General features: G+C 59.4%; 11 protein-coding genes. 9 read left to right on the forward strand and 2 right to left on the reverse strand.

Annotation, left to right across the window (positions count from 1 at the left end):
- Positions 1-2,773, forward strand: a 2,773-nt coding sequence (locus IQ273_RS23015; RefSeq protein WP_194025495.1) for a DUF748 domain-containing protein, incomplete at its 5' end; no start/stop codon positions are given.
- A gap of 106 nt (positions 2,774-2,879) precedes the next feature.
- Positions 2,880-3,611, forward strand: a complete 732-nt coding sequence (locus IQ273_RS23020; protein ID WP_228053650.1) for an ATP-dependent Zn protease — start codon at positions 2,880-2,882, stop codon at positions 3,609-3,611.
- A gap of 7 nt (positions 3,612-3,618) precedes the next feature.
- Here IQ273_RS23020 and IQ273_RS23025 read toward each other — a convergent pair whose 3' ends face one another.
- Positions 3,619-4,212: a PAP/fibrillin family protein gene (locus tag IQ273_RS23025; protein ID WP_194025497.1), complete on the reverse strand. Its 594-nt coding sequence runs from the start codon at positions 4,210-4,212 to the stop codon at positions 3,619-3,621.
- A 133-nt stretch (positions 4,213-4,345) separates the two neighbouring features.
- Between IQ273_RS23025 and IQ273_RS23030 the strand changes: the two genes are divergently transcribed.
- The 6 genes from IQ273_RS23030 to IQ273_RS23055 all read left to right on the forward strand — a co-directional run bounded on the left by IQ273_RS23030 (position 4,346) and on the right by IQ273_RS23055 (position 9,964).
- A complete protein-coding gene (locus IQ273_RS23030; RefSeq protein WP_194025498.1) occupies positions 4,346-4,594 on the forward strand; it encodes a DUF3134 family protein in 249 nt (82 codons plus the stop codon).
- 419 nt (positions 4,595-5,013) lie between these two features.
- Positions 5,014-6,108: a phospho-N-acetylmuramoyl-pentapeptide-transferase gene (gene mraY, locus IQ273_RS23035; RefSeq protein ID WP_194025499.1), complete on the forward strand. Its 1,095-nt coding sequence runs from the start codon at positions 5,014-5,016 to the stop codon at positions 6,106-6,108.
- Positions 6,109-6,151: 43 nt separating this feature from the next.
- A complete protein-coding gene (locus IQ273_RS23040; protein ID WP_194025500.1) occupies positions 6,152-6,928 on the forward strand; it encodes a cysteine hydrolase family protein in 777 nt (258 codons plus the stop codon).
- A 359-nt stretch (positions 6,929-7,287) separates the two neighbouring features.
- Complete coding sequence (locus IQ273_RS23045) at positions 7,288-7,986, forward strand: hypothetical protein (RefSeq protein ID WP_194025501.1); 699 nt, start codon at positions 7,288-7,290, stop codon at positions 7,984-7,986.
- A 149-nt stretch (positions 7,987-8,135) separates the two neighbouring features.
- Complete coding sequence (locus tag IQ273_RS23050; protein ID WP_194025502.1) at positions 8,136-8,474, forward strand: P-II family nitrogen regulator; 339 nt, start codon at positions 8,136-8,138, stop codon at positions 8,472-8,474.
- Between the two features lie 158 nt (positions 8,475-8,632).
- Positions 8,633-9,964, forward strand: a complete 1,332-nt coding sequence (locus IQ273_RS23055) for a folylpolyglutamate synthase/dihydrofolate synthase family protein (RefSeq protein WP_194025503.1) — start codon at positions 8,633-8,635, stop codon at positions 9,962-9,964.
- 4 nt (positions 9,965-9,968) lie between these two features.
- On the opposite strand, the gene IQ273_RS23060 is transcribed toward IQ273_RS23055, so the two are convergent.
- Positions 9,969-11,849, reverse strand: coding sequence for a metallophosphoesterase (locus IQ273_RS23060; protein ID WP_194025504.1), 1,881 nt, complete (start codon positions 11,847-11,849; stop codon positions 9,969-9,971).
- Positions 11,850-12,009: 160 nt separating this feature from the next.
- Between IQ273_RS23060 and IQ273_RS23065 the strand changes: the two genes are divergently transcribed.
- The coding region (locus IQ273_RS23065) for a hypothetical protein (protein WP_194025505.1) at positions 12,010-12,300 on the forward strand (291 nt) is incomplete at its 3' end.

The raw sequence follows: 12,300 nt of genomic DNA on the forward strand, positions 1-12,300 counted from the left end.
GGCCAAGGTTCGCCGATCCGATCGGCCACAACCCAATCAGGTTTCTTTTGAGCTGGCCGGGCAACTCGGGCAGGGGCTGATTCAAACCAGCGGCACGGTCGATTTGGTGCAGCGATCGCTCCAGGCCAATCTGCAAACTCAAAACCTACCCCTGACCAGCCTCAATCCGGCCCTACCCTCGGCTGTCATCCTTCAGGCTGGGGTGCTCAACAGTGACTTGAGCCTATCTACCCCTTTACCCCGTGCCGCTGGGTCTCCCCTAGCTGCCCTTGACCTGGAGGGAACAGTGGTGGTGCAGGACAGCCAGGCTAAGCTAGGTCAGCTATCAACCCTGGTTGACCCTCTCCACAGCACACTGACCTTTCAGAGCCAGCGGGTGAGCTTAGCTGATACCCATCTGCAAATCGGCCCACTGATAATCAACGCAGCGGGTAGCTTAGACCTTGAAACGGGCTATGACCTGAGTGCTCAGGTGCCCCCGGTATCCAGCGATGAGTTGCGAACCATTGTGGGCGATCGCCTGCCCCTAGACCCGAGCCATCCCTGGCAGTGGCAGGCCCGTATTGCAGGCTCATTTAAGGAACCTACGGTCAAAAAACCTACAGTGGTGGTGCAGCCCGATCCGGCCCTGACACCGGCCGGCCGCCTACCAATCGACCTGGGCCTGGTGGCGGTGACGCTGGGTATGCAGGCCCAGGCGCTGCCGACCCGCGACTGGGTAGGGCCAATTGAAGGGGCGACCTATGGGTTTAGGGCCGATGGGGCCTGGTTTACCCTCAGCGACGGCACCGTGATACCGCCGCTGTCGGAGGCGGCCTACCAGCGGGCCAGTGAGGTACTGGGCAGCAATCTGCGCCCCGCCATCGATCGCAAGTTTTTTTGGTTTTTGCAGACCAATCCCTACGCCACCGCGATCGCTGCCGATCTGGCCAAGGGCCAGCTGCTGGGGTATCGCCAGGGTAACCGCTTCGATACCGATCGCTTCTTTCTCGACTACTTTGTGCCGGTCTATGCCGAGTCGAGTCGGGCGGCGGGGCTAGACCCTGGCGAAGCCCTGTGGATGCTCGACCATTCTCTACGCACCCTGCACGATCCGCTGCTGCGCCATCCCGATGCCCGTCCGATCACAGCAGGGGCGGGCAGCGTTGGCTCGTTTTGGGCGGGTGAGCAGCTGTTGTCGATGCAGCAGTTGCTCACCCGCCCCCTGCTGGCTAAGCCGGGGGCAACGGGGCAGCTGGCTCGCCTGGCCCTGCTCAAGCAGATTAATGCGTCTACGTCCCTAGAAAGTCGGCGGCTGTCGAGTACCCCTGAGCTGATGTCCAAAATTCCCAACGTTACCTTTGGGGCCGAGGAGGGAGCGATCGCCCTGGCCCTGGGCATGATGCGGTTTGAGGGCGAGGGTATTTACCCTGAGTCGCTGCGATCGCTGGCCGCCTCGATTGAGCAAAACGAGCTAGATAAGCACGCCCTGCGCACCACCATCACGGGCAGAATGCAGAGCCTGGCTACTGAGAACAGGGCGGCCCTGGTGTTTGCCCTGCTGCAGTTTAGCGATCGCGACTGGGCTGCCGTGGGTATGGGCAAGCACCTGTTCCCCGGTGGAGCAGGCCACCTCACGGGCGGCAACACGCTGTCGGTGATGGTGTCTCGCCAGGAAAAGGCGGGCTACAGCCTAGAAGCCGCCTATCAAAACAGCCGCCTGCTGCTGCTGGAAATGCTGTACGGGGCTGACCAGGCATCGGGGGGCGATCGCACTGTGTTTGCGGTGCTCAAAGACCACACCTTTAGCCCCCGCTTTTGGCAGGTTTTGGCTCAAAAAGAACCGCTGCTGGCCGGTCGACTGGGGGCGATCGCCGCTGACATCAGCGCCTACCGGCAGCTGGCCCAGCAGGGGGCTACTCTGCACGAGGGCTTCTATGCCGCACTGGTCACCACCAACCAGGATATTGGCGTCAGCGCTACGCTCAAGCAGGCTGTAGGGTTTCAGGCCCACCTGGCTCGCCTGCTCGATCAGGCCTTTGCCCCCGCCAACTCCGGTGATTTGCGCTATCGTGCCTTTCGCCGCAGCCTCGCCATCTACCTGCGTGAAGCCCCGGATATCGCGGTGTATGGTGGCACCGAAGCGGCGCTGCGAGCCTACGGCCAGGAGACCCTCAACGTGCAGGAGCTAATCGCCGTCGATGTGGCTGATGCACCCCGGATTCGAGCGCTGGCTCGCCTGTACCAGGAGGCTCTGGCCAATAACCTAATCACAGAATGGGATGTCGCCGGGTTTCAGCGCATTTTACTGACGGGGGCGCTGCTGGCGGCGGGGATAGAACGCCCCGCTCTGCCTGCCGAGCTACGAGAGGTGGGCTTCCCCAGCGCTCAGTTTCGCCGCGACCTGCTGTTTGTGGTGGGGGTAGAGGGCATTCAGGTGGAGGCGACCCGGCTAGGCATTCAGGCCCACGACTATCGGGTCGGCTTTCAGCCTGTGGCCCGGCCCGGCTATCGCGCTCCTGGGTTAAACGGGGCCGACTCCGCTAGTTGCCTCACCGAGCCCTATGTAGCCGCGATCGCCCTTGGGGCTGCCAGCGCCTTCGTTTGGGACGCCGAGGCTCAAAGGGTGATGCTGCGGCGGGGCAGTACCCGCTGCCCCCTGCCCGTCGACTGGACGACGCTATTTTTCCCGGCCCTGCTGGAGAACGTGCCGATTGAGCACTCCGAGGCGGGCCGCGATCGCCTCCAAACCAGCCTGCAAACCGCCAAACAGCTGGAAGCGGGTATCTTCTGAGTTCCTAGCCCGCGCTCGCCATCCTCGCTACCCCAATCCTCGCTACCATAAAGCAACGCCGACCAGCGGCAGCAGATTTGCTGAGTGCGGGACCGTCAATCTAGGATTGACGGTTAACAACCTGTTGATTGACGGAGTGATTGGAGACGACATGCGCGATACCACCCTCAACACCATTGCTGTGGTCATCTTTGGGGTGACGATGGCCAGCCTGCTGGGGCCGATTGTTGATCTGTCGCCAGCGGTGGTGGCGGTGTTTGCCGCCGTGGGGCTGGGGGTATTTAGTCTCGACCAGCTGGGCCTGGGCGGCCGCATTGGCGACATCTTGATGGATGCGGTGGCCTGGGCCTCGCCTGAACACCGCCAGCGGGTGCTGCACCACGAGGCGGGGCACTTTTTAGCGGCGGTGCTGCTCGACATTCCGGTCGAAGCCTACACCCTCAATACGTGGGAAGCCTGGAAGCAGGGAATTCCTGGACAAGGAGGCGTGGTGTTTGGCCCCAGCGATCCGGCGGCCCTAGCGCGACTGACTCCCCAGAGCATCGATCGCTACTGCCAGGTATGGATGGCCGGTATTGCCGCCGAGCAGATGATCTACGGCGATGCCCAGGGGGGCAGCAATGACACCGCTGCCATTAGTCTGTTTTGGAGCGCCCTGGGCCGATCGCCCAACGAAGCCCCCCTTAAACAGCGCTGGGCTGCACTCCAGGCCAAAACCCTGCTCGAAAAGCACCGTGAGGCCTTCGACGCGCTGGTGACCGCCATGGGCGATCGCACCCCCGTGGCCGACTGCTGCGCCCTAATTGAACAGCACCGCACCCCGCTAGAGGCGGTTTAGCGGGCCCCTACACCTTTTGCAGCACAAATAGGCTGCCCTGGTTGCCGCGCCCAATCCGCAGGTCGTCGTCGAGGTAGGTGACCTCCAGCCAGCCCGACTGGCGATCGGGGTTAATGCTGAAATCAATGCCCTGCAGCAGCGAAAACTTCGGGGTGGCTTGCATCGTCTCAATAAACTGGGCCACTGACTGGTAACCCAACGCCCCCCGCAGGCCCACAACGCCCCGCACAAAGCGCACATTCACCCGCTGGGTAGAGACTGGCTCTAGGGTGGCCGCCACCGCCACCAGGCCCGACAGCAGGGGCGGCCCGTTCACCTCGGCAATGTTGTAAATGCGGTTTTCGGCCAGGCGAATTGACTGGTAGATGGGGCCAAGGGATGCCAAGGGCACGCGATCGATATTCAGCAGTTCGCGGCTGGTGGTGTAAAGCAACCGCCAGTCGCCGTTGAGGCGATCGCTGGCCTGCAGCGGCTCAGGAGTAGGGTTTCGGCCCTCCAGGATGGCGGCGGCGGCCTGAATGGCAGCGCGATCGCTGGGGCTACTGTTCAGTCCTCGATTGGCCCCGGCGACGGCATCTAATAGCTCAATCTTGCCCAACATAGCCCAGTCCCCACAGCATACCAGAGGCATAATACGGCAAAACTCCAGGGGGCGCACTGGGTTCGCAGCCTAGTGTCTCTGCTACGATGGAATGTCTGCAGATTGCTTCTGTGTCTTGCTATAGGCCATCGCTATGTCTGAAAAGTACTACAACCCGTCTTTGCGCCAGGTGCCCCGCAGCGCCAAGGCACCCATTTTGCCCTCCTCGGGTAACTCATCCATCCTGCACTGGTTAGAAGACATTGGCCGTTTGCGCAGCCGCGATGTTGTTGAAACTATCCCCGACGAGGCTGAGAACGAAGAAATCTCTGATCTGATGGGCAACGACGACAGCTTCGAAGACGACGACGACAACGATGTCGCCATTGAAGACGACGACTAGCCGCTAACGTAAACAGGCGGCTTAGGTTACTTCTCGCAGAGAATGTCTCTGCCTTAGGTGAACTGCCTTATCGCCTTCGGCATGGCTGCATTAATGCCCTACGAGAAGCTGGCTGGTTTAGCTGGGATACCTTTGGTGTAAGCACCTAAACATTGGTAGGCACCAGGGTATTTCAGCTAAAAAACGTCCTGGGTAAGGATGCCAACTTAGCTTATTGAACCTAATTAGAATTTCGGATGATCTGGATCAGCAAGAATGTTCTCGGCCAAATTTGTCGTTAAGTATTGTTAAACTTCGCGTCTTAGTAAGACCATTCATTTAGACTTCCTGACTATTTCCTGCCGCCAGTCGTAGTCAATTGGAAGATCATCCAGTAGACTCCTGTTGGTGTGTGGTGTGATGCAATTGAGGAATTGTTTGTGGATGCGAAGTTTTTGGCGTCGAAGCGGCTGTCTCTAAACGGCCAAACGTTATTTTGGCTGCTGGGCCTGGGTCTCAGCGGCGCTGCCGTTGGGTTAGACGGCCTTTTAGAGAATGCTGTTAGCGCAGGTGCGTCAATTACCGTGCCGTTTTTGATAGCGGCTTTGGGCAGCAGTTTGCTGGGGTTTTCAGCCGTACCTCTGCTTCGAGCGCTCAAAACGGGTCAATTTATTCGTGAAGAAGGCCCTCAGGGTCATCTCAAAAAGGCAGGCACTCCCACTATGGGCGGAGCCTTCTTTATCCCCGTGGCCGTCCTAGTGGCGCTACTGGCAACGGGCTTTGCCCCCGATGCCGTAGCCGTATCGCTGCTGACGCTGTCCTACGGGGCGATTGGCTGGGTCGATGACTGGCAGGTAATTCAGCGCCGATCAAATAAGGGTATTTCTCCCCGCGCCAAGCTGGGCCTGCAAGTTGTGGTAGCCGTGCTGTTTTGCCTTTGGGTGTTTACCAGTCAGACAGCTAATCTAACTACGGTAGCCCTGCCTCTAGGTTTGGGGCTACCGCTAGGGGTTTTGTTCTGGCCGCTGGCCGGGTTTGTGCTGGTGGCCGAAAGCAACGCCACCAACCTCACCGATGGCTTGGATGGACTGATGGGCGGCACAGGCGCGATCGCTTTTATGGGTCTGGCGGCTATTGTCGCTCCCACCCATGCCGATTTAATGGTCTTTTGCGCCGCGATGGCTGGGGCCTGCCTGGGCTTTTTACTCCACAACCACAACCCCGCCCGCGTGTTCATGGGCGACACCGGCTCGCTGGCGCTGGGCGCGGCGCTGGGCGCGGTGGGCATTCTCAGCGGCAACCTGTTTGCGCTGCTGGTGCTCACCCTGCTGTTCTTTGCCGAAACCCTGTCGGTAATTATTCAAGTCGCCTACTTTAAGGCCACCAAAGGCCCCGATGGGGTAGGCAAACGCTTCTTTAAAATGGCCCCTCTGCATCACCACTTTGAGCTATCAGGCTGGTCTGAAATCAAGGTAGTGGCGGTAGCCTACGCCGTGACGGCAGGGCTGGCGCTGCTCGCCCTCAAGCTCATCTAACTCACCTCTTTTGACCCAAAAGGTCGCCCTCAGATAGGTCGCTATGGACACATCAAACCTGCGTCCCCTGGGCAACCCTCCCAATGCCTGGTGGGTCAACGATCACACCGCCGACATTAGCCGCCAGGAGCTACAGCCTCGGCTGGCCGACTTAACCACCCAAACCAAGCAGGTGCGATTTGACCTCAGCAAAACCGCCTGCCTGGTGATCGATATGCAAAACGACTTTTGCCACCCCGATGGCTGGTTAGCCAGCATTGGGGTCGATGTTACACCAGCGCGTCAGGCAATTCAGCCGCTGCAAACCCTGCTGCCCCAGCTGCGATCGGCTCAGGTACCAGTGGTGTGGGTTAACTGGGGCAACCGCGCCGACTTGTTGAACATCAGCGCCGGGCTGCGACACGTCTACAACCCTACCGGAGCGGGGGTTGGCTTAGGCGACCCATTGCCCGCTAACGGTGCCCCGGTCTTGATCAAGGGCAGTTGGGCGGCGGCGGTTGTCGATGAGCTAAAGGCCCAGCCTCAGGATATCTGGGTCGATAAATACCGCATGAGCGGCTTTTGGGATACGCCCCTCGACAGTATTTTGCGCAATCTGGGCAAAACTACCCTGCTATTTGCTGGGGTAAATGTAGACCAGTGCGTAATGGCCACCCTGCAAGACGCCAATTTTTTAGGCTACGACTGCATTTTGCTGCACGACTGTAGCGCCACCACCTCGCCCGACTACTGTACTCAGGCCACCGTTTATAACGTCAACCAGTGCTTTGGCTTTGTGGCTAACAGTGCTGCGATCGCCGCTGCCCTGGGCGTTAGCTAGTACTCGCTGGCAGAAGCATCACAACTCTTATCGAGGGTTTTAGGTTCTAGGAGTTAGTTTCAGGAATAGTTGGTTCACGTATGCGCTGAGTCTTAGTCAACGCCACACGTGAACTAGCTGGCCAACCCGTAATCGGTAGTGCATCTTTAAGTAATACACGTAAACTATAAAGCAGGGAATGGGCCAAAGCCACTCTTGCCTGAATACTGGTGTTTATCTCTATTCGCCTTTACCTCCGCAGGCCCAGCGGCAAACTTTTTTTGATTCAGCTGGTGCACTTCGCGCTAATTTGAACTACCCTTGGGCAGACCAATTTTCAGACTTGTTTTTCATTCTTCCATGCCCCTTCTACCGTCATCATGAACGTACCTTATTCTCCCGAATCGGCTTACCCAGGGGCGGTCGCCCCAGAGGCACCCCAGGGCAATCGGCAGGCTCCATCGGTGCCCATTTCGGTGTACCGCGAGCTCGCTACAGAACTGCGGGCGACCCAGGCTATGGTCGACTCGCTTAACCAGCAAAACCAGCAGCTTGGTCAGCAAAATCAGGTGCTGCGCCAGGAAATGATTCGCTTTGCCGATTCGGCGGCTCGTCTCAAGCAGGCGATCGAGGTCAGCCAGCCCCAGCCAGATATGGCAAGCGGTGGGCGATCGCCCCTAGAGGCCCACCTGAGTGCCGAGGCCCACGCCATAGGTGTGGCCTACCCCGTGCCCATCACCCCAATGCCCAATGCCGAAGAGCCCGAGGCGTCTCTGCCAGAGCGGCTTTCTGAATCGATGGGTGAAGGGGTATCGTCTCTGGCCAGCCAAATTACCCAAATTGTCAAGAAGCCCAAGGCTAAAAAAACGTCTAAAAAGCCCCCTCAGCGGCCCCAGGCAGGATCGCCCCAGCGGCTCTATACCGAAGAGCGCCTCGACTCTAATCGCCCTGAACAGCTCAGCCAGCGACCCTCAGACCTGAGCGGGCTGTGGCTGGCGGCAACTATTTTGCTGATTGTTGTCAGTGCCTTTGGGGCTGGTTTCCTAATTATGAAGCCGCTGCTGAACAACTCTCGCTAGGGCCTGATCGCTTGATATGGAAAGGGTTGACCCTAGCCGCTGCTGTCTCCCCCAAGATTTTGTAGCAAGCGATGCAGTATTCTAGGGGGCAAGCCCGATACACATAGACCGAAGCTAAACGAAAACCGCTGAAGCACCCAGTTTGATCTATGAAAAAAATAGAAGCTATTATTCGCCCCTTTAAGCTTGACGAGGTCAAGATTGCCCTAGTCAATGCGGGCATTGTTGGCATGACTGTTTCGGAGGTGCGCGGCTTTGGTCGCCAAAAGGGACAAACCGAGCGTTACCGAGGCTCAGAGTACACCGTTGAGTTTTTGCAGAAGCTCAAGATTGAGATTGTGGTCGAAGAAACTCAGGTTGATATCGTCGTCGACAAAATTATCTCCGCTGCCCGCACGGGCGAAATTGGCGACGGCAAAATCTTTGTTAGCCCTGTAGACGAAATTGTCCGCATTCGTACTGGCGAGAAAAATACTGAGGCCGTGTAGGTTCACCTCGTTGAAAATGAACCCCAAGGCGCGGCAGGATGCTGCGCCTTTTTCATGGGGATGCGGATGAAATTCAGGGGGTTACCCTCAGTTTGATTGGGCAAACACCGTTTGTCCCTACATGAGCTATTTGTTTGCGATCGCAAGGATGATGACTGATGCCCGTGGTGCAGCCTTCAGCTTTTGAACCGTCAGACCAACAGGTACAGGCGTTGCTCGACCCTTTTGGGCGGTTTGGGGTAGAGCTGGGCCTAGAGCGCATTCAGCGATTGCTGCTAGCTTTGGGCAACCCTGAGGAGCGCGTGCCGCTGGTGCATGTAGCGGGCACCAACGGCAAGGGGTCGGTGTGCGCCTACCTGTCGGCGGTGCTACAGGCGGCAGGCTATCGGGTAGGGCGCTACACCTCGCCCCACCTGGTGAGTTGGCGAGAGCGCATTGCGGTCAACGGAGCGCCGATTCAGACCCAAGATTTAATGCAGCGGCTGCATCAGGTGGTGGCGGCCATTGACCCAACTCAGCCTTCGCCGACTCAGTTTGAGGTGTTTACTGCCGCTGCCTGGCTGCACTTTGCCGAGGCTGAGGTTGATGTGGCAGTCATGGAGGTGGGCTTGGGGGGGCGGCTTGATGCCACCAATGTGGTAGATGCACCCCTGGTCAGCGTGATTACCTCCCTCAGCCGGGAGCACTGGCAGCGCCTTGGCCCTACCCTGGCCGATATTGCCCATGAAAAGGCAGGGGTGCTAAAGCCGGGGCGTCCAGCCGTTGTCGGTCCGCTGCCCGCCGAGGCGGCGGCGGTAGTCAAGGCGCGAATAGCTGAACTGGACTGTCCGGCAGTATGGGTGACCCCAGCGGTCCCGATCGAGAATGGTAAGGCTCGCTATGGCAGTGGTGACCGCACGATCGCCTATCCTCTGGTGCTACTGGGTCAGCATCAGCTGGTGAATTCAGCTGTGGCGATCGCCGCCCTGCACAGTCTGCGCCAGCAGGGTTGGCAAATTTCGGATGAAGCCATTGTCCAGGGCATGGCCAACGCTCGCTGGCCCGGACGCTTGCAGTGGGTGCAGTGGGGCCAGGCATCTGAGCAATATCCGCTGCTGATTGACGGTGCCCACAACACCGCCGCCGCCGAGGTGCTGCGCCAGTATGTCGATAGCTGGTGGGCCAGCCAGTCTGGGCCAGCCGAGGGAACGGTCTGGCTGATGGGAATGCTCGCTACCAAAGACCACCGCGATATTTTTGCCGCCCTGCTGCGGCCCGGCGATACCCTGCATCTGGTGCCGGTGCCGGGGCACGAAACGGCAGAGCCAGAGGACTTGGCGGCGATCGCGCGATCGGTCTGCCCAGCGCTAACCCAGTGTGAGATCCACAATTCGCTCAGGGATGGGCTAGCTGCCCTGGGTCACAGGTCAGCCCCTTTGAAGGTGCTCTGCGGATCGCTGTATTTGATTGGCCACTTTCTGGCCACCGAATCCTACCAAGTCCAGTCCTAAGGCCTCATCTGCCCAACCGAAACTCGTCGAACTTCACCACCTCTGAACCCGGCTGCCGAGTATCGAAGTAGTAGCTGCTGATGGTGCCGGTTTCGGTTTCAAAGACGCTAAAGGCGGTGATGTCGTTGCTGGCTAGATAGGGCAAAGGCTGGCCGCTGCCGTCGCGCTGGGGAACGAGGGTGGGCACCACGGGCTCTAGGCCGTTCGGGTCGCCCTGGGCGATGTAGTCGGTGGGGGAGTAGGTGACGGCTGACCCCTCGATAGTCTCGGGGGGCACCGGGCGAGCGGCATCTTTCCAGAACGCGCCGTAGGAATTACCGACGTTTGAGGTCTCTAGATAATGGGTGCCCTGGGGCGACACAAAACGGTTCCACAGGTGCGAGTGGCCGTAGAAGACCAGGTCTACTCCGGCCTGCTCCAGCAGGGGCACCAGGTCGCGGGCGATGTGGTCATCGGCGCGGGGGTACTCGTAGCGCACGGCGGTAAGGCGGTCAGCCCCATCGCGATCGTAGCGGCGCACTGGATTTGTAAACGCGGGTACGATGTTGTCGCCCAGGGTATGGGGCGGGTGGTGCATCATTACCACCTTGTACCGGGCTTGGCGAAAAGCATCGCTGGCTAGCTCTTGCTCTAGCCACTGGTACTGCAAACTGCCCCGCTCGATCGGTTCAAAGATGTGTTGACCGTGGCCCCAGTTTTGCGGCGTGCTCAGGTCGGCCTCGCGCTCCTGGTAGCGGCCCCGCGTGGTGGCACTCAGATTGAAGGGCCGCCAGATTTGGGTGACGTAGAGCGACACTAGGCGAATGTCGCCCAGGGTAATGGCGTAGTAGCGACTGGTGGTCTCAGAGCGATCGGGGTTGGGCACCTGGGTAACGGGCAGGCTAAACAGGGCCTCGTAGGTGTCGCTGTTAAAGGAATTGTCGATGATCCACTGACGGCGCAGGGAGGGGTCGCCGCTGGGGTTAAACAGGTCAGCATTGGCCTCGTACAGGCCGACCGCTACCGATCGCGGCACGGGCTGGTTAAACTGCTCGCCCAGCGGTGCGGTGGCGGCAAAGCGCCCCATCACCTCGTGGTTGCCCAGGGATGGAAACAAGGGCGCGTGCTGGATAATTTCGCCACCCCGGTAGTTCACGGTGCGGCCATTGCGCTCTAGAGCATAGCTGGTATTGCCCTGCAAACAGGGAAAAAAGCCGCAGCCCCGGCTGTCGTCAAACCACTCGGAGGCGCGATCGGGAATGTTGACCAGATCGCCTGCAAAAAATACGGCGTCTACCCGACCCAGGGCTTCCTCCGCCTTTTGCAGGTTGGCGGCGGTCATAGGCATGTTCTGGTGGTCAGAGGTGAGGAGAATTTTGAGCGGCTGCCCGGCCATGGGGGCTCCAGCCAAAGAGAATACGCGACTTTCAGCTACAGTCCCATCGGGTCCGGTGCTGGCTACCCGGTAGGGCACCCGCTGCCCCGGTGGCAAACCTGTAACTACGGCCTCGTGCCGCCAGATGGGCCGCCGCACCGTTTGCTGGAGGTCGGCGAAGTTGGGGTGGTCGAGCCGAGACTGGCCGTCTTCGCGGGTGCGGGCCAGTTGGGTGGTGATAGCCGGGGCCTGGTTGGGTAAGTTAGCGTCAGGGCGCTGATCGGGTACTCCCCACCGGACCTGGTGGTCTTGGCCTTCAAACTCGGTGAACCACACCACTCGTACTGTACCGGGGGTGGGGTACTGCAAAAATGGGTCGGTTAAAAGCTGGGTGGGCACGGCAGTAACCTCAGGAGTGACTTGAGAGGATGGATCAACCGGCGATACACGAGGCTCTAGGGCAATTAAAAGAACGGCTGTTAGCACCAGCAACAGGCCCGCCGTCAGTAGAGTCAAGTCTTCTCGCCGCATTATTCTGAGCCCTTTCTGCTAAAGCCTCGACAGCCCTAGGTTAACGGCAAATAACGACAATATAAAAACTGTCTGTTCACTGTTAACGCCGCTTCAAAGGTGTGCCACCTTTAGAAGGGCAAACGCTGACATTCACTGGCGCAGAGCAACGGACATGACCATGGCATTTCCTCTCAAACTTAAGGTGGGCAAACGCGCTCTCCGCTGGTCGGGGGGTGGTTTGTTGGCAGCAGTCTCAATTGGTATGCACGGACTGCTGCTGGGGATGCCGATGCCCGGCAGTGCCCCCGAAACCCAAGATGAGTTGAGTGAGCTCAGCAATCCGGCAGCGGTCATGGATGTGGTGCGCCTGCCCGCCTCGTCAAAACCGATCGCTGAAGGGGGGGCTTTGGCCCCAGTGACCGCTACCCCAACCGCTGAAACCTCTCAACCGGCGCGATCGCCTGCAGCC

Source organism: Nodosilinea sp. LEGE 07298 (genome assembly GCF_015207265.1).
GTDB lineage: Bacteria > Cyanobacteriota > Cyanobacteriia > Phormidesmidales > Phormidesmidaceae > Nodosilinea.

Bases quoted from the DNA above. Each gene is read 5' to 3' on its own strand.
- IQ273_RS23055 (WP_194025503.1), top strand. From the start codon at position 8,633: ATGCCCGTGGTGCAGCCTTCAGCTTTTGAACCGTCAGACCAACAGGTA.
- IQ273_RS23040 (WP_194025500.1), top strand. From the start codon at position 6,152: ATGGACACATCAAACCTGCGTCCCCTGGGCAACCCTCCCAATGCCTGG.
- IQ273_RS23050 (WP_194025502.1), top strand. From the start codon at position 8,136: ATGAAAAAAATAGAAGCTATTATTCGCCCCTTTAAGCTTGACGAGGTC.
- IQ273_RS23025 (WP_194025497.1), bottom strand. From the start codon at position 4,212: ATGTTGGGCAAGATTGAGCTATTAGATGCCGTCGCCGGGGCCAATCGA.
- IQ273_RS23060 (WP_194025504.1), bottom strand. From the start codon at position 11,849: ATGCGGCGAGAAGACTTGACTCTACTGACGGCGGGCCTGTTGCTGGTG.
- IQ273_RS23045 (WP_194025501.1), top strand. From the start codon at position 7,288: ATGAACGTACCTTATTCTCCCGAATCGGCTTACCCAGGGGCGGTCGCC.
- IQ273_RS23030 (WP_194025498.1), top strand. From the start codon at position 4,346: ATGTCTGAAAAGTACTACAACCCGTCTTTGCGCCAGGTGCCCCGCAGC.